25 protein-coding genes are annotated in these 14,957 nt (G+C 37.0%); all 25 read right to left on the reverse strand.

Features of this window, described 5'->3' with window-relative positions; translation table 11 throughout:
• Positions 1-861: 861 nt before the first annotated feature.
• The 25 genes from PHO71_RS14415 to PHO71_RS14535 all read right to left on the reverse strand — a co-directional run bounded on the left by PHO71_RS14415 (position 862) and on the right by PHO71_RS14535 (position 14,868).
• Positions 862-1,122: a hypothetical protein gene (locus tag PHO71_RS14415; protein WP_300204616.1), complete on the reverse strand. Its 261-nt coding sequence runs from the start codon at positions 1,120-1,122 to the stop codon at positions 862-864.
• Between the two features lie 18 nt (positions 1,123-1,140).
• Positions 1,141-1,632, reverse strand: a complete 492-nt coding sequence (locus PHO71_RS14420; RefSeq protein ID WP_300204618.1) for a hypothetical protein — start codon at positions 1,630-1,632, stop codon at positions 1,141-1,143.
• An 87-nt stretch (positions 1,633-1,719) separates the two neighbouring features.
• Entirely contained in the window at positions 1,720-2,067 is a 348-nt protein-coding gene (locus PHO71_RS14425; protein ID WP_300204621.1) for a hypothetical protein, read from the reverse strand.
• Positions 2,068-2,919: 852 nt separating this feature from the next.
• Complete coding sequence (locus PHO71_RS14430; RefSeq protein ID WP_300204623.1) at positions 2,920-3,255, reverse strand: hypothetical protein; 336 nt, start codon at positions 3,253-3,255, stop codon at positions 2,920-2,922.
• Positions 3,256-3,341: 86 nt separating this feature from the next.
• Positions 3,342-3,539, reverse strand: coding sequence for a hypothetical protein (locus tag PHO71_RS14435; RefSeq protein ID WP_300204626.1), 198 nt, complete (start codon positions 3,537-3,539; stop codon positions 3,342-3,344).
• A gap of 303 nt (positions 3,540-3,842) precedes the next feature.
• Positions 3,843-4,217, reverse strand: a complete 375-nt coding sequence (locus tag PHO71_RS14440; RefSeq protein WP_300204629.1) for a hypothetical protein — start codon at positions 4,215-4,217, stop codon at positions 3,843-3,845.
• Positions 4,218-4,287: 70 nt separating this feature from the next.
• Complete coding sequence (locus PHO71_RS14445; RefSeq protein WP_300204632.1) at positions 4,288-5,073, reverse strand: putative molybdenum carrier protein; 786 nt, start codon at positions 5,071-5,073, stop codon at positions 4,288-4,290.
• 14 nt (positions 5,074-5,087) lie between these two features.
• Complete coding sequence (locus PHO71_RS14450; protein WP_300204635.1) at positions 5,088-5,510, reverse strand: macro domain-containing protein; 423 nt, start codon at positions 5,508-5,510, stop codon at positions 5,088-5,090.
• 63 nt (positions 5,511-5,573) lie between these two features.
• Positions 5,574-6,296 (reverse strand): hypothetical protein, encoded by a 723-nt coding sequence (locus PHO71_RS14455; RefSeq protein ID WP_300204637.1) that lies wholly within the window; start codon positions 6,294-6,296, stop codon positions 5,574-5,576.
• Positions 6,297-6,302: 6 nt separating this feature from the next.
• Positions 6,303-6,551, reverse strand: coding sequence for a hypothetical protein (locus tag PHO71_RS14460; RefSeq protein WP_300204640.1), 249 nt, complete (start codon positions 6,549-6,551; stop codon positions 6,303-6,305).
• Between the two features lie 24 nt (positions 6,552-6,575).
• The gene (locus PHO71_RS14465; RefSeq protein WP_300204642.1) at positions 6,576-7,937 is read right to left on the reverse strand and encodes a hypothetical protein; all 1,362 of its coding nucleotides are present in this window, start codon (positions 7,935-7,937) and stop codon (positions 6,576-6,578) included.
• Positions 7,938-7,939: 2 nt separating this feature from the next.
• On the reverse strand, positions 7,940-8,149 hold the full coding sequence (locus PHO71_RS14470; protein WP_300204645.1) for a hypothetical protein: 210 nt from the start codon (positions 8,147-8,149) through the stop codon (positions 7,940-7,942).
• A 331-nt stretch (positions 8,150-8,480) separates the two neighbouring features.
• Complete coding sequence (locus tag PHO71_RS14475) at positions 8,481-8,786, reverse strand: CRISPR-associated protein Csx16 (protein ID WP_300204647.1); 306 nt, start codon at positions 8,784-8,786, stop codon at positions 8,481-8,483.
• Positions 8,774-9,130: a hypothetical protein gene (locus PHO71_RS14480; RefSeq protein WP_300204650.1), complete on the reverse strand. Its 357-nt coding sequence runs from the start codon at positions 9,128-9,130 to the stop codon at positions 8,774-8,776. The genes PHO71_RS14475 and PHO71_RS14480 overlap by 13 nt, the downstream gene beginning before the upstream one ends.
• 196 nt (positions 9,131-9,326) lie before the next feature.
• A complete protein-coding gene (locus PHO71_RS14485) occupies positions 9,327-9,947 on the reverse strand; it encodes a hypothetical protein (protein WP_300204653.1) in 621 nt (206 codons plus the stop codon).
• Positions 9,948-9,957: 10 nt separating this feature from the next.
• Complete coding sequence (locus PHO71_RS14490; protein WP_300204656.1) at positions 9,958-10,380, reverse strand: RadC family protein; 423 nt, start codon at positions 10,378-10,380, stop codon at positions 9,958-9,960.
• Between the two features lie 714 nt (positions 10,381-11,094).
• Entirely contained in the window at positions 11,095-11,430 is a 336-nt protein-coding gene (locus PHO71_RS14495; RefSeq protein ID WP_300204659.1) for a hypothetical protein, read from the reverse strand.
• 283 nt (positions 11,431-11,713) lie between these two features.
• A complete protein-coding gene (locus PHO71_RS14500) occupies positions 11,714-12,313 on the reverse strand; it encodes a hypothetical protein (RefSeq protein WP_300204662.1) in 600 nt (199 codons plus the stop codon).
• A 6-nt stretch (positions 12,314-12,319) separates the two neighbouring features.
• Positions 12,320-12,850 carry a hypothetical protein gene (locus PHO71_RS14505; RefSeq protein ID WP_300204664.1) on the reverse strand — a complete coding sequence of 177 codons (531 nt, stop codon included), beginning with the start codon at positions 12,848-12,850 and terminating at the stop codon, positions 12,320-12,322.
• A complete protein-coding gene (locus PHO71_RS14510; protein ID WP_300204667.1) occupies positions 12,823-12,975 on the reverse strand; it encodes a hypothetical protein in 153 nt (50 codons plus the stop codon). Before PHO71_RS14510 ends, PHO71_RS14505 begins: the two co-directional genes overlap by 28 nt.
• A 33-nt stretch (positions 12,976-13,008) precedes the next feature.
• Positions 13,009-13,338, reverse strand: a complete 330-nt coding sequence (locus PHO71_RS14515; RefSeq protein WP_300204670.1) for a hypothetical protein — start codon at positions 13,336-13,338, stop codon at positions 13,009-13,011.
• Between the two features lie 245 nt (positions 13,339-13,583).
• The gene (locus tag PHO71_RS14520) at positions 13,584-13,928 is read right to left on the reverse strand and encodes a hypothetical protein (RefSeq protein ID WP_300204672.1); all 345 of its coding nucleotides are present in this window, start codon (positions 13,926-13,928) and stop codon (positions 13,584-13,586) included.
• Positions 13,929-14,027: 99 nt separating this feature from the next.
• On the reverse strand, positions 14,028-14,192 hold the full coding sequence (locus tag PHO71_RS14525) for a hypothetical protein (RefSeq protein ID WP_300204675.1): 165 nt from the start codon (positions 14,190-14,192) through the stop codon (positions 14,028-14,030).
• Positions 14,185-14,475, reverse strand: a complete 291-nt coding sequence (locus PHO71_RS14530; protein WP_300204677.1) for a hypothetical protein — start codon at positions 14,473-14,475, stop codon at positions 14,185-14,187. Before PHO71_RS14530 ends, PHO71_RS14525 begins: the two co-directional genes overlap by 8 nt.
• Positions 14,476-14,868, reverse strand: coding sequence for a hypothetical protein (locus PHO71_RS14535; protein ID WP_300204679.1), 393 nt, complete (start codon positions 14,866-14,868; stop codon positions 14,476-14,478).
• Positions 14,869-14,957: the final 89 nt, after the last annotated feature.

The raw sequence follows: 14,957 nt of genomic DNA on the forward strand, positions 1-14,957 counted from the left end.
CGGTGACTGGGGGATAGGTGAAGGGGGTGTAACCACCCCTGTTACAAATTGTAACATTTTTGAATCGGAGCAAAATGTCTCGGGGAAAACGTCAAAAGGAGCGCAGAATGCGTTCGGATGGGTGTCGGATCACCTATATTTTTGGTGAAATAGGGGTGGCAGCATAGGTTTGTTACATTATTTTGGGAAATGAGGATATTTTAATCCTCTATAAACGTCCCGATTCGCAATCGGAGCAAAATGTCTCGGGACTTTTGTCAAAAGGAGCCCGTAACATAGAGATTCTGTGCGCAATCCTGGCGCTTAGATAGGACCGGGGCGGGCTCCACGCATAGATAATGCAGGGATTATCGTAATATAACGAAAAGCCCCACGATGATGAAGAAGATGATTATTCCCACCGGGGACACCCGCCGGAAACTATCTGTGTGCCATTACATCTTTCTGTTCGTTTTCTGTGTATACCAGTGAATTCTTCATAAAACATGTGTATTCTCTCCGAGGATCACTAAATAAACGATAATTTACTTATATTTTTCAAAATACCTTCATTCTCCTCCCCTCCCCGGTCCTTACGTACATATACCGGCGTTTACCTCTATCATTTCCTACGAATTTGCTTGAATTCATAGAGAAAACCCCATAAAACGTTCAAAATAACGTCGATTTTCCGGGAGGTTGAAAAGAGTTGTACGTTTTCATACGTTTTGGATATTTTAAAACGGAGTGAATTATGGTTCTATGGTTGTTTTGTAGCCTGATGTCACATTCATAGGTAAATACGGTGTTATAGATACATTATCTATGCTGTTACTTGTGTGGTCCTGCTTATCTGTGTTGGGTATGATAGTGACTGGTGTGTTATACTATGGTTATGGATTGGTTTTTGAGTCTGTGTTTATAGTTGTTGATGAATGTATTGAGATTATTGTAGATAGTAATGTATTCTTGTTTCTCTTTAGGAGTCATTGTATTCTTATTGTGTATAGTATCATTTAGTTCTTGTTTGAGTGATTGTAGTCCTTGTGTAAGGTACATTAATTTGATTGTTGTTTTGAGGTCATTAATTGGTGTTTTTGTGTAGTCTTTAGGAATGATCTGTGTACTTGTTAATTGGTACATAATATCACGCGAAAAAGATTAGATGTAGATGATTTTGATGTTCATCGGAGTTTTGATCGGGCTTTTGCTGATGACATATTCGATGTCATGAACTGAGCGGTATGTGCCGACGCTTGGGACGAGATCGCCTGCGATGGGCACTTCCCATTCTGGTAGATGTTTTGTGGTTGTATCTAATTCGACTTCGGTGATACTATTTTCCATGAATTCGTCGTGAAGTTTGTTGAGAAGCGGGTGATTGATTCTTGATCCCACTTTGGTTCTGTAGAATGGATCTTTGTTGAGAAGGAACGTTGCTTTCTTTGCGTATTCATCCTGGATGGGTGCGATGTATTCCCATTTTAGGATTTCGTGATCTGCGATGACGACGTTGTATCCTTCAACAACAAGTGGCATGATTGGATGATATGATCCTGCGTAAATGATGTTTGGATTGAGTTTGTCTGCGATGTCCATGACTTGTGTCATATCGTTTGGGTAAAGTTTACCCCATAAACCCATATTTTTCATACAAAATCCCCTCCTTTGAGGACACACATCTATAATACAAAGATATTTTTCTATCAGACCGTTGTATCGGCTGTTTAAAAAAGAGTTTTAAGAAGTTTTAGGTTCAGGGTTGTATGGAGGTGGTACTGTCACAGGAACGCTGATATCTTCGCCTAGAAGGAGTTTGCTGAATTGTTCAAGTGGGAGGCTGATCGCAGTGCCACCAAATTTGTAGGTTACGGTTGTTTTGTTGATTTTTGGAGGGATGGTTACTCTTTGATCTTCACCAACGGGAAGAATAAGTGATCCTTCCGGAGTGAATTTGATGTAGATTGATGTTTTCAATGGTGCACCATATTTGCCGTTTTTGTTGAGTTTTACATATCCGGCACGTTCCCATTTTTCGTTGTTTGGGAGGTTCATCTGTCCTGCGTATTTTCGTATATCGAATTCCATAGTTTGTTACTCCTGTTTCTGAAGAAGAGATTTTTTTCTCCTCTGGAGAAATCAAAATCAAATTTTAAATTTGTGTTTGAATCGTTTTATTGCGAATTGTTCTGCTCTGATTCGGGGTTTGAAATAATGGAGTATTCTTTTGTTGATGTAGGGGTATGTCCATTTGAGGTTGTAACGGGTTGTTACCTCTTTGATATGATCTATATTTTCTGATAAGAAAGTGAAATCGTTGTTAAGTTTGGAGCTATATGGGAACTTGCTGTTACTGAATGTGTATTTGAATGGGAGTCCGTGTACCATTCCGAAATACACGGCTTCCTGGACGAACATGCGGTTGGTGAAGGTGTTTTCGTAATTGGGCATGTCGAATAGTTGGAGATATAAGTATAAATTTGGCATAGATATCTGTAATTTGATTGTTTTTATTTATTATTATTCTAATTGTATTAAATATTGAATTTGTTTTTGAATTGTTTGATTGAGAAGGGTTTGTATCGGTAATGTGGTTTGAAACTGTTTTTTTTGAGGATGTTTTTGCAGGTGTATGTGAGAGTATAGTCTGTGGTTTTGGGTTCGATTGTTTCGAGATTGTTTGCAAGGGTTATGTAAACAGTTTGTAAATAGAGTGATATAGGTATTTTATAGGTGGATATATCAAATTTGTAATAGATAGGAATGCCAATTGATTGTCCGAAATATACTGCTTCCTGAGCGAATATTCTGCTGCGTGTGGTGTTTTTAAAATCGGTGTTGAATTCTTTTAGAAATAGATAGAGGTCGATGCATTCGTGTATGGAGACTTGGTTTTTGTTTTCTTGATAAGATTCGATATTGTTTTGTTTGTTGTGGTAGCTAGACATAATAATCTGAGTGTGAGTATAAGTATAATTTTGGTAAATATACGTTCATTAAAGCGTCAAATAGTTTTTGTCCGGTGATTGTTGGAACATAGTAATATGTTGTGGGATCGTTGAGGTTATTTGTTTTTTTTATGATATGTCCACCTTGGGTTAGGTTATATAGGGGATAATTAAGATATTGTTTTGGGAATGCTTGAGATAGTTCTTGTAATGTTGTTTTTTTGTGATGGAGAATGTATAGGAATATTGTCCATGTTATGTCGTTTTTGAATGCTTTTATACCTTCTTTGAGTTCGGTTGGGAGATCGTCTGCTGTGAGGGGTTTCATTTTATTATTCCTTTTTAATGTGTTTTTGGATTGTTTTTAAAATACCCGATACATGGTATGACCCATGTAAGGGGTTTGGAGATGATTTAAGGATATTCTGGATCTTCTGGGGTTTTTATGGATGTTAATGCATCGTCGAGAGTGTCAAATGCATCGAAGATGTTGTCTATTAGATCGCGGGTTTGGTTTTTCAGGTCGTTGACGGTAGTTGATATTGTATTGAGGAATCCGTAGTTGGGATTTGCTGTATTTTTGAGATTAGGGATACTGTATCTGATTTCCATGAGTTCTTCTGCGAATTCGGTTAATTTAGACACCATGGAATTGTGGAGTTTTTTGAGGTCTTTGATACGAGTTTCGTATTCGGATAGGTCAATTGTCATGGTTTGTGTCCTATGTGTTTTTTTGGAGGGTTTTCCTCTTTCGAGGATATACCCGATACATGGTGTGACCCATGTAAAGGGTATGGAAACATGTTGCCGGTGACCGTGTTGTTGTTGCTGGATGTCCCTCTGTATATAAACGTCATCGGGAAAAATAATAATAGTATCGATTTTTGTCTTATGAAGAAAAGGTAATTATTTTTTTTATATTTTTATACCTTTTTTCCGAAGAAGTGCAAGAATTACACCTTCGATACTTTCTTCGTCTAGAGATGAGGATTCTATCGATTGTATCGACTCGTTGAGAGAGTGGAGGAATTTGAGATTTACAGTCCAACCATCGGCTCTGTAAAGAGGAATATCGATTGTGAGGGTTACATATTCGTTGTTTGGAGGGTTGTTTATATTTATTGAGTCGAGAGGACAATGGAGAGGAAAATCTCGTCCTTCAGGGCAAGGGGGGAGGGTGTCTTCGTGTTTTGGATGGTTACATATGGGGTTTCCTGATACGAAATGTTTTGTACGAACAGGGCATTCTGCCGGGGCAGAGAAATTGTATAGGATCTGTTTGCCTTTCATGGTTTGTTTCCGTTTGAGTGTTTTCGTAGTTTTGGGTAGTCTTCATCATAGATTTGATTGGAGTTTGGCATTATGGACTCCATTCGTTATTACAGGATGCACATTTCCAGACGGTGTTGTTTGGATAGAGAGGGTATGTATCAAGAGAATCGCAGGATCGGCATTTGTTGAAATGTTCTTTCAGGATGATTATAGACTGGAACCATACTGTTTTGCATTTGGGACAGGTATGTGTGAAGTTGAAGTATTTGCCCATTTGAGAGTAGTTACCGATTGTGTTGTTGAATTGTCTGAATATCTCTGTATCAAGGTTTTCACAGTTAGGGCAAGGGACACCGATTGCAGGTTCTCCGAGAGGAGGGGTTTTTAAAGAGGGTTTAGGAGGGTTTGTTTCAGAGAAGACATCTATGAGAAAGGTTGTTGTAGAATCTTGGATACCTGGAGATTTGGATTCCCGGTTGCCTGCGATGTTGAGATCTTTGATCTCGTTGATTGTGATGAAGTCGAGTAATTGGAGTTTTGTTGGGTTGATGATGAATGGATTGTTAAGCATTTTGCAGGTGTTTATTGTGAGGATAGTGCCTGGAGAGTTGAGATCTGTTGCAAAGATGACGGTACCGTCACTGAAATGGATGTTTTGTTTTGTGCGTTCTCTGTAATAGTCACTGGTTGTGAATTTTGGGTTGATTTCGAGTTCGACGAGTCCGAATATGTCTGCGAGAGAATTGTCGTTACCAGATTCGTTGAAATAACCCGGAGGTACGAATCCGAATGTTTTGATGTTGCAATGTTTTGCTGCAAGGAGACCGGCAATGTCTGCGCCGGTTTGTCCACCTGATATAACGAGTTTAATCATAGTTCCTCCATGTTCTAAATCTCGATAGGGATATCGATATCTTCAAGATAGTGTTCCATAAGTTGTTTTACATCCTGTTTCGGAAGACTGCCCAGACCTGTTCCAAGCGGAGGGAATGCAATTGAAGTAATTGGGTGTTGATCGTTGTTTCTGAAAGATATCAGACCTGCTTCGATATATTCGAGTTTACTGGGATCTTTCCAGGGGAGTTTTGTTGGGAAACAGAGGATGTTTATTTCAGGGAATGAGAATAACCATGGTGATCCGATGCGGAGTTCGTTATGAGAACATGTTTTGCGATACGGGACATTTATATCAGGATACCGGTCTCTGAATTGTTTGGCGAGACCTGCTCCCATAACGCCGACACAATTAACGGGGTTGACAAGTGTTTGGCATTTGCTGTCAAAGATGTTTCCTGATTTATACTCGATCATGGTTTACCTCCTGATTAAAACAATAATATTTTTATAATTATTGTAATATATTAATTGAAGGAGTTATTCATAGGTTTTTTTTATTGGGTTTGTATTGAGTATGACAGTGTATTGGGAGAGGTGTTGTTCATTATTGATGCGTTTGAGTGTGTCTATGATGTTACATAGTTCAAAATCAACGTGATATTCGAGTTCTTTCCAGGATTCGTTTGTTAAGGTGAGGGTTTTTGTTCGGCAGTATCCTGAAGGGTGGTTGAAAGGTGTACCCCATTGTGTAAGTAATTGTGTTTCAAATAGGAAGATTTTGTGATCTGTGTATTCCGGGAGTATACGATATTCGTGGTTTGCAGGGATGTTTATTGTGATTTTTGCTGTTTTTGAATTGTTTGAGGGATGGTATTTGATAGAGATTTCAAGGGGTATGTTTTTGTTGATGTGAGTATAGGTGATAGTTGTGTTTTTGGGTTTTGTGTTTTGTTTGATAACAGATATAAGTAGGGTATTGATTTTTTCGATGTGCGAGTTGATTTCGATGATTTTTCCTAATGGTGTTGGAAATTCTGAGGGGTATGTGACCGGGATTAGTTTTGAATTGAATCTGTATTGGTTATCTGTTGAGAGAATACCCCATTTTGCATCGAGTTTATGATCTCCAATATAATTGAATGATCGATATTTTTCGTCGAGTTCGTTTTTGTCGTTTGTAGGGAGATGGACGGTGAGTTTATATGCTGTAATCTGGTTATTTTTATTGTATACAGGGGATATTTTGATTTCAGGGTCCATGATATATCAATCTCGGGTGATTATGTATATTGGAGGGTAGTCGTAATGAAGGCAGATTTCGTTGGTCTGGATTCTGTATTTGTTCCAGTCGGGTGCAGGGCTTTTTGATTTTATCCTGTTCCAGGTATCATGACGCATTTCTACATCTAGTGTTTCGAGTTCGCAATACATACCGTCCGGGAGTTCGTTTTGTAGACCATAGAAATACCAGTAGGTATCTATGATATCTCGTGGGATTGTAATATTAGAGGTCATTTGGATGGTTCCTCGGAAAAAGGATTAAGGGGTTTCTGTTGCCAGTTCTGATATTTTTTCGATTAGGTATTTTTGATCTTCATCTGAACCGTATTGCATGATGTGTTTTAACGTTGATGCGATCTCTTTTGGTGAAGATGTGGAGGTGATATTGGCATCTATATGAAGATGTTTGTTGAATTTACAGGAGTTATGAAGGTTATTTAAATTATTGGTTTCAAGGAATTCTTTTAGTGAGTCGTTATTTTCGTATTTGTTTAAGATAATGTTTACGGTGTTTCGATATTCTTGATTGTTTGGGTGATTGTATCCATAAATGTTGATTGTATCTTTAGTGAATTTGATTTTTGGATAGGGTTCGTTCTTTGCCAGGAATTCACAAATTGTATAGTTATCACAACAGTTGAGTAATGATTGGGTTTCGGAGTTTGTTATGTAATTTGCTAAGATTTTTGAGATATCCGGATTAATATTTGTTTGATTATAGAGTTTTAAGAAGGTGGTGAATATTGAGATATTGTAAAATGTTGGGTAGAGTATGTTATTAGAGTGTTTATTGTGGAAGAGGGCTGGGGTGATATCGATATAATTCATTTGTTCGTGGAATTGGAGATAGGTTGTTAAACCAGTTTTGATAGCGGGTTTATCTAAGAGAAAAAATGATTGTGTGATGAGTGATCGGACGTTTAATGCTGTTGGTTTGCTGAGAGTATGGTGAGTGTAGTTAAGGATTTCTGTAATAGATTCGAGTTTTGTTTGGATCGGAGCGTTACTATGAGAGCAGATGAAGTTGATAGTAATTTCGATGAATTGGGGATTTTTAATCCATTTGTATATTGTTGTTGGGGTGTTGGGGTTTGGATCGATATATAGGTGGTTTGAAGGGACATAATTGATATTCCATTTTTTATCGGTTGCTGCATCCACTATAAGGGATATTTCATGGTTGATTTTTTTTAGATTGGATCTGATTTTATCGGATTTTGTATTGGAAATTTCATCGAGTTTATTGAGAAGGTTTACTACTGCTTGTTCCGGGTTATTGAATGATTTGATTGCATTTATGATGTTTTGGTTGGTGAAATAATTTGTATCAAATGGGAGGAATCTATGGGTTGTTTTAATGTTGAAACATGTTTCGACATGACCGCATTGATACTGGAAATGAGATAGAATTGTTTCGAGATGTTCGAAATGGCGTTTGCTAATGTAGTTTAAGATACTGTTGACTCTGTGTTTTGTGGTTTTCTTTGCGGTGATTACTGAGAGCCATTCTTTGATGGTGAATGGGTTTTCGATATGGAATTCGAGTTCGAGGGTTTTTTCAAATGCGGGGTCATCTGAAATGGATTTTAGAGTGGATATTAGGGATTTTTTGAATATCATGTTTATTCTTCCTTAAATACTTCGTCCTGGCATGATTGACACAGACCAGATATTCTGGATTCTTTTATTGAGAGTTCGTCTCTGAAAATACCCGGATTACATGATGTGCCGCAAAATGGGCATAATCCGTTTTCGAGTCGTTCTTTTGCGATCGGGTCTTTTGCACAGATGAGCTGTATTCCGGGTTTGGACATATCTACAATTGCATTCATTTTAAAACCTTTTTATTAATAAACAATTTATTTGAAGAATTCCTGTTGTATTTTTTTGATGAAAGTGTTTCTGACAATTTGTATTGTGTTTAGTGGGTTAGATCGATCTTTATTTGCGTAATAATAGAGAGATTCTATAGGATCATCACCGTATACACCAGGATGGGTTTTGGGATCTTTAACTGGTTTTCTGCAGAGATAGATGTTCCAGCCATGACCTATTGGAAGAATGAAATCTATTTTTTTGAATAGTTTTTGTTCACCGGTATAATAATTGTCATGGACCAGAGTGATTTTTCTGGATTCGATATAGATCTCCTGGATTTTGGTGTTACAGAGAGACATTAGCAAAATGAGGAGTTTCTATTTGGGATATTGAATAACATTCCAAATAGGCATCGAGTTTATCCATTTCATCTGCAGATAGTTCAATAGGAGTATCTGTGCGTTTCATAGGAATCCTGATTTTGTAGTATTGTTTGGCGTGAGATGCGATATGGATGGGGAGTGATCCAAAAACAGTTTTGTTTTTGATATCGTTTACGGTAGCATAGGTGAGAACGGTGCCGACAATGTTTTTGCGTTGTAACCATTCGATTGCTCCGATGTGTCGGGATACAATGATTATATCAGACATGAATTTAGGGTGGTTTCGATGTTGTTGTAGGAAGATGAGACGATACTATAGAACTGATCATCTATGTTTCCATAGGGATCTTTGAGTTTTATGGTAATATGGAAACTATCTGTTTTGGTTTTTAGTTCTTCGATTGAGATAATGGGATCGCATATCTTTTCGTTTACGAATGGTTGGTTTGGAGCACGTTCAATTGAATCTATATAGAAAGGGAACCAGTTTCTGATGAAATGTTCTGGTGGATGAGTATAGGTTTCGCTAATCTCGGTGAGAATTTCAATTAATGGTTTTGATATAGGTTTTGTTGCAGTATATTCAATTGCGTTGTTTTTAATTGCTATCATGACAGTTACCTCCACAGTTACATGTATGAGCGGTTTTTGATTTGTCAGAGTTTTTACAGTTACAGATATGGGGTTTCTTTGAGATTGAATCTGTAGGGGGAGTTGTTGGTTTTGATGGTGTCATGTTGATATTCCTGTGTGTTTTTGTATAGTTTTTAAAATATATTTTTTTGTTTATTTTAATTTTATTATGAATTTATGTTGAGAATATAGATGATATTGTTTTGAATACTCGTTTGAAGAAGTGAGGTTCTTCAGTAGTGGTTTGAGGTAGGTGTTGTGTTGGTTTTTTTGTTTGATGTTTTGGGTTTTGTGCATTGTTTGTGCATTCTTTACAGGAGCTTGCCAAGCCGTTTATTTTATTTTTGTTTTTAGGGAAGTCGGTGAATGGAAGGACCCGTTTGCATGACGTACAATATCGAATATTGTATTCAGTGTTGATACCCCGGAGACCAGGTCGTTTGTATTTTTTGCATTCGGTAATCATTTCTGCTTTTATTTCTGTGAGAGATTTTTGATTGGGTGTGGGTTTGGGTTTTAAGGCGATGTATTTGTTGTAACAGGTTTTACACCATGTGTGGTAGGATTGACCTGATTTTGTATTTTTTATGGTAAAGTTAGTGAGAGGTTGATCCGTATTACAATAGGGGCAATATTTTTTCTTTGTAGATATGAATTGTTTTGCTAGTTGATCGAGTTTTTGTTTGTGTTCACAGTTTTTACATACAGGATTAAGAGAGTCCGGGGTTGTGGGATCCGGGTTAAAACTGTAAGTATCTTTTTTTTCTCCACAGAGAGAACATATTTTTGTTGGCATAGTATATCCTTTAAAAGTAACCTTCTTCTTTTAGAGAGGTCCAGTCGTTGTTTGTTAGGATTATATGATCAAGAAGTTTTATGCCGAGTAGTTCACCGGCATTTTTTAGTTTTGTGGTGATATTTAGGTCTTGTTCAGAAGGCGTTTTGTTGCCGGAGGGATGGTTGTGAGCCATGATTATTGCAACTGCGTTATCGAGGATTGCGCTTCGGAAAATTTCTCTTGGATGTACTGGAGATTCGTTTACAATACCCAGACTAATTATTCTGGTGTTAATGATATTATAATTTCCGTTTAGAGTCATTATAATGACGGTTTCCTGAGTGAGATCTTTGATGAATTCTGTTAAGTAGGGGATGATGCATGAGGGAGTTGTTATATTTAGATCTTTCATCATGGGGGTGTAGTAAGGAGGATGTTCGGAGACCTGCATTAACATAAACATTTTTTTCACTTCCAGAACAAAAAAGGGTATTTGTTTTTTAAGGAGTGTCGTGGTTTACCAGGAGTTCTTTTATCGAATACACGTGTTCAATGATGTTGTGGCATTTTGGGCATTGATATTTGTGGGTTGCTCCGTCTTCATCTGAATAAGAGTCAAGGACTTTATTATTGATATCTATTCGTTCACAGGTGTGTTCTGTTGAGGTACGCAAGAATGTATCGGATGTTATATGGCAGATAGGGCATTTGAATGTAAGGTTCTGGATTGGTTTGTCAATCAGGAACTGTTCAAGTCCTTTATCACAGGAATATGTTGTGTAGCAATTTGGACATTGATATAAACAGAGTCTTGGATAAGATAGGGTATCGATTGATACCGCGTTTATCGAGTATTCTCTTATATGTGTGAGGGCATCATAATTAGTACGGAGTATGCGGGATTCGAGTTTGTAAAAGATTGGGGATTGTTTTTTGCATTTTGGGCATAAATATATTTTTTTCATCGGATTATTTCCGCCTCCAGATCGTCGAATTCTAGTGTGATGGTTTTTGTATCTTTTTCGAAAAAGGGGATCGCATTAAGGGGTTTATTGAGGGTGGTGTCAGCGATACGGAATGCTTCTTCCTCATTATCTGCATGGATTCTGAGGTGTCCGGTTTTCGTGATTGTTTTTATTAGGTGTATTTTATATAACATGAATTTTCACCATACGATATTCTGTTCATCCCAATCGTTTATTGCCCGTTCTTCTGCTGCAAGACCTTCATTTTCACTTGTATCTTCACACCATTCTGCACCACAATCGCAGCATTCAAGATATCTTTCTGTGTTGATGTTGGGAGTTATATCACTAGATCCGCAATAGGGGCAACCCTCGTCAAGATCGATTTCTGTGGTTGTTTTTGTTGTTGGATCAGAAATGAAGAAGAAGTTAGCTACACTATCGGGGTCCTGTTGAATTTCTTTTGCGAGTCGGGCTGCCATGATTGGGGAGTCTGCTTCGATATCAATTGTCCAGGTAACTAGATATTCGGTCATTTTAATAATACCTCACTGATTTGTTAGGATAATTGGTGGTTTGATTGTTGTTTTTTATAGGTTTCCATGAATGTGATGATTTTTGGACCCCATATGTCGGTAACAGATATTGATTCGGAGGTTGATTTACCTACACGGATTGCACCGTTGTTTCCAATATATAGGTTCTTTTTATCATTATAGATAAAAATGGTGTATTTTGCGGATCTTGAATCCTGTTTTCGAGATAGGTGTTTGACGTTTTCGAAATAATCGATGAATATATCTTTTTTTGACATAATAATCAATAGGATAATTTTTCAAAATATTTTTTGCAGAAATATGCTGATTGGTTATGGGGGGATAGATCAGGATGGTTTTTTTTGAATACTCTGTATTCAGAAAATGCGTTTGCTTTTTTGATTTTAAAGAGTCGTTCTGTGTGTTCTGAGGTGTGTTGGGTTTCTGTTTTGAGTTGGTTGTCTATTGATCGGAATAGTTCGGATTCAATAGAATCGATAAATTGTGAGAAGAGGTCGTCGTAGATGTCTTCAAGAGATTGTTTGTAAGTTGAGTTGTTTGTTTTTATGAGATAGGTAATGTAACCCATTAGGGTGATTCTTGGATCGGTTTTCATTGCTGAAATTAATTTTGTGATGAATGTTGTTTTGTCTGATAGTAGGTGTGCGTCTGTATGGTAGTAAGTTAGATCGAGAAGATCTTTTGGATAAGGGGTAGCAGAGAGATCGAGTTCGGTTGTTGTAGCAGTATCGGTATTTGTTATAACAAAATGTGTTTGTGGAGAATATGGATTAAGTTGGATCTCTCTGGTGTGTATTGCGGCAAGTTCGGGAGAGTTGAGATCTTTTAGGGTTATCGTCCAGGTTACTATATAATCAGTCATTTTTTATCATGCCATTCGAATAAAAAGTAGAGCGTCTTTTTTGATCTCTGTATTGGGGAAGTTGAATTCTCTTGAATCAAATGGGTCTGTGATGAGATGGTAGCCGTTTGGAGTGAAGCTTGATTCATAAATTATGATATTGTGATATTTAAGCCATTCTTCGACAGGATTATACTCTGTTTTAGAGTCGATATCAATGAGGAATTTGCGTTCTGCTTTGGATTTTGGATTTAATAGACAAGTTTTCCAAAGTGAATCGATTTTAGTGATGTTTGGATCCTCAATGAGCCGGTGTTGGAATTGTTTGAATGCTTTTGCATATGATCGTTTGTTGACTGTACGGTATATTCTGAAGGTTTTGTCCGGATGCAGGAGTTTGCATTTGTGTTTTATGATCTCGATGTCGGTTTCGGGATTGGAAATGATCTGTCTGATTGCAATTTTGTTGGTGTTGTTTGGGTTATCGCGTTTTCTGTCTATCGCGATATAGATGTGGCAGGATTCAGGAGTCATCTTTTCGCCTGTTTCATCGTGCATACCTTCTTGGTTTTCGCTTTACAATACCCGCATTCGAGCGTAATCTCATTATTACACACCGGAACTTCAAACCAATCCCATCCATACCAATCCCATCTCCATTTTTGTACACCATCTTTTTTCATAACATCACCCATTGTTGCAGGATATCTCGGTCATCAATACTGCTTCGTAATTTTGGTGATAATGTCCATCATTACCACGTGGTTGTATCTCAATTCCAGATCGTACGTCTGACCAATTTGTAGATATATGTATACTTTGGTATCTACGGCATACACCCCATAGTTCGTCTCTACGATACATAGAGCGTCGTTTATCTGTTTATCGTATATCGTGGCTCTTTGTAATTCTCCAGATGGTTGTGCAAAGTAGTAGAGATTTACACCCATGACACCGATTATAAGTAGAATCAGGATCCCAAATAAGATTTGGGTTGATACGATCTGATCGTGTTGTGGAAATGCATTATTACTATTATCTGTCATCCTTTATCCCTCAGCCCATGGATAATCTGTCGATTGCGATATAGATGTGACAGGATTCAGGAGTCATAAAGGACCCTCAAGTAGTTCAGGGAATTTATCTTTTCTAACATCTCGAAGATATTGTATTTCAGATATTTTTCGTTTGTCGTTTTGGAATGCTCTGTGGAGTTCTTTGTCTGTTGGTATAAGTATACCGGCACATTTCATTCTGATGATAAGATCGTATCGGTGTATTCGTGTGATTTTCATAACAGATTTGCATTTGGATTTAAATACATTTTATATTCTTTTTGTCCTTTTGGAGTTAAGTGTATAAAATGTGGATCGTCTGCCCAACTACATAAATTATATCTTGATTTAATATGATTTCCATATTCAGAGTCAATTATAGGATCGTCTGGAATATCAGTAATATCTGCAACATATTTGCCGTTGAATGGCATAAGGATACCATATTCATTATGAATGAAAATTCCAGCATCGTAACATTTTTTGAATGCCCTTTCTAAAGATCGAACTGCGGATTGTTGATCTTTTGTTAATCCAAATAGATTATTAAACTCATTTTTATCTAATTTTAATTGATTCATTTTTATCACCAATTCTCAAGTGTTTTTGGGGTTTTATCTTTTTTAATATTTTGAGTAAATTGTATTTACAATATACTTTGGTTGTTGCTTTGAAATGTTTTATGGGGATGGTCGGATTGTTAGAATATTGTGTTCATCAAAGTATTCGTCACAGTCATTGATTTGATCTAATGCAGTGTTGATTGCTTCTTCTTCGGTATCATCTTCAGCCCATAGGGTTTTTTCGAAGGTTATGGTAAATCCTTTTTGTGTCATATTAAACATTTTCGTTATTTTCTTCTTTAATGAGTTCGTTAAGAACAAGTTCCTGACAGAGTTGTGATCTTAGAAGGGTAATACGTCTAAGGTGTTCATGTTCTGTCATTTTCATATTTCTTAATCGTCTATTTACTTTATTCATTGTTTCATTTAATTTTGTTATTTTATCAGATATCTCCATTCTCTCTGTATCCGATAATACCCAGTTGTCGAAAGCCGCATTTGAAATGGTTTCTAATGCGTTTTCAATAATTTTGATTCTTTTTTTATCATTTCTTTCAAATGTCATTTATTTTACCCACGTGATTTGTATATCATCAATCATTTCGATGAATTCTATTTGTTCTGCCCATACGCGGAGGTATGCATTGACACGTTCATCAACGGGTGCATCTTCAGCTTCTGTGCGTTCTAGTGAGTTTACATTCCGGATGCATCCTTCTGTAACCAGATCTGTGTGTGCTTCGCTTCGGAACATGTATGTATCATCATTTGGAGTTTGCACAAGTTCCTGTGGATCAATACATCGTATACCCTTTGTAGATACTATTTTTGTCGGGAATATTAACGTTTTACTATTTGGAAGGATTCCCAGAGTTATTGTATTCACACCAGTATACGCTGCATCGTTGTTATGTAGGATTGCTGTAATAATCGATTTTTTAGATAATTTTATTTGCATTATTTTTATCTTCTGTGAAGTGATTTTTATTAATTTTTATAGATCAGTAATTATACATTCCGATGGAGTATTTCCATGTTATAGCATGG

Origin of the sequence: Bacteroides sp. (genome assembly GCF_028690125.1) — a bacterium.
Classification (GTDB): Bacteria; Bacteroidota; Bacteroidia; order Bacteroidales; family Bacteroidaceae; genus Bacteroides.

What these genes read in the sequence shown, in the direction of transcription:
- PHO71_RS14415 (WP_300204616.1), bottom strand. Translation starts at nt 1,122, where the DNA reads ATGTACCAATTAACAAGTACACAGATCATTCCTAAAGACTACACAAAA.
- PHO71_RS14420 (WP_300204618.1), bottom strand. Translation starts at nt 1,632, where the DNA reads ATGAAAAATATGGGTTTATGGGGTAAACTTTACCCAAACGATATGACA.
- PHO71_RS14425 (WP_300204621.1), bottom strand. Translation starts at nt 2,067, where the DNA reads ATGGAATTCGATATACGAAAATACGCAGGACAGATGAACCTCCCAAAC.
- PHO71_RS14430 (WP_300204623.1), bottom strand. Translation starts at nt 3,255, where the DNA reads ATGAAACCCCTCACAGCAGACGATCTCCCAACCGAACTCAAAGAAGGT.
- PHO71_RS14435 (WP_300204626.1), bottom strand. Translation starts at nt 3,539, where the DNA reads ATGGAAATCAGATACAGTATCCCTAATCTCAAAAATACAGCAAATCCC.
- PHO71_RS14440 (WP_300204629.1), bottom strand. Translation starts at nt 4,217, where the DNA reads ATGAAAGGCAAACAGATCCTATACAATTTCTCTGCCCCGGCAGAATGC.
- PHO71_RS14445 (WP_300204632.1), bottom strand. Translation starts at nt 5,073, where the DNA reads ATGATTAAACTCGTTATATCAGGTGGACAAACCGGCGCAGACATTGCC.
- PHO71_RS14450 (WP_300204635.1), bottom strand. Translation starts at nt 5,510, where the DNA reads ATGATCGAGTATAAATCAGGAAACATCTTTGACAGCAAATGCCAAACA.
- PHO71_RS14455 (WP_300204637.1), bottom strand. Translation starts at nt 6,296, where the DNA reads ATGGACCCTGAAATCAAAATATCCCCTGTATACAATAAAAATAACCAG.
- PHO71_RS14460 (WP_300204640.1), bottom strand. Translation starts at nt 6,551, where the DNA reads ATGACCTCTAATATTACAATCCCACGAGATATCATAGATACCTACTGG.
- PHO71_RS14465 (WP_300204642.1), bottom strand. Translation starts at nt 7,937, where the DNA reads ATGATATTCAAAAAATCCCTAATATCCACTCTAAAATCCATTTCAGAT.
- PHO71_RS14470 (WP_300204645.1), bottom strand. Translation starts at nt 8,149, where the DNA reads ATGAATGCAATTGTAGATATGTCCAAACCCGGAATACAGCTCATCTGT.
- PHO71_RS14475 (WP_300204647.1), bottom strand. Translation starts at nt 8,786, where the DNA reads ATGTCTGATATAATCATTGTATCCCGACACATCGGAGCAATCGAATGG.
- PHO71_RS14480 (WP_300204650.1), bottom strand. Translation starts at nt 9,130, where the DNA reads ATGATAGCAATTAAAAACAACGCAATTGAATATACTGCAACAAAACCT.
- PHO71_RS14485 (WP_300204653.1), bottom strand. Translation starts at nt 9,947, where the DNA reads ATGCCAACAAAAATATGTTCTCTCTGTGGAGAAAAAAAAGATACTTAC.
- PHO71_RS14490 (WP_300204656.1), bottom strand. Translation starts at nt 10,380, where the DNA reads ATGCAGGTCTCCGAACATCCTCCTTACTACACCCCCATGATGAAAGAT.
- PHO71_RS14495 (WP_300204659.1), bottom strand. Translation starts at nt 11,430, where the DNA reads ATGACCGAATATCTAGTTACCTGGACAATTGATATCGAAGCAGACTCC.
- PHO71_RS14500 (WP_300204662.1), bottom strand. Translation starts at nt 12,313, where the DNA reads ATGACTGATTATATAGTAACCTGGACGATAACCCTAAAAGATCTCAAC.
- PHO71_RS14505 (WP_300204664.1), bottom strand. Translation starts at nt 12,850, where the DNA reads ATGCACGATGAAACAGGCGAAAAGATGACTCCTGAATCCTGCCACATC.
- PHO71_RS14510 (WP_300204667.1), bottom strand. Translation starts at nt 12,975, where the DNA reads ATGAAAAAAGATGGTGTACAAAAATGGAGATGGGATTGGTATGGATGG.
- PHO71_RS14515 (WP_300204670.1), bottom strand. Translation starts at nt 13,338, where the DNA reads ATGACAGATAATAGTAATAATGCATTTCCACAACACGATCAGATCGTA.
- PHO71_RS14520 (WP_300204672.1), bottom strand. Translation starts at nt 13,928, where the DNA reads ATGAATCAATTAAAATTAGATAAAAATGAGTTTAATAATCTATTTGGA.
- PHO71_RS14525 (WP_300204675.1), bottom strand. Translation starts at nt 14,192, where the DNA reads ATGTTTAATATGACACAAAAAGGATTTACCATAACCTTCGAAAAAACC.
- PHO71_RS14530 (WP_300204677.1), bottom strand. Translation starts at nt 14,475, where the DNA reads ATGACATTTGAAAGAAATGATAAAAAAAGAATCAAAATTATTGAAAAC.
- PHO71_RS14535 (WP_300204679.1), bottom strand. Translation starts at nt 14,868, where the DNA reads ATGCAAATAAAATTATCTAAAAAATCGATTATTACAGCAATCCTACAT.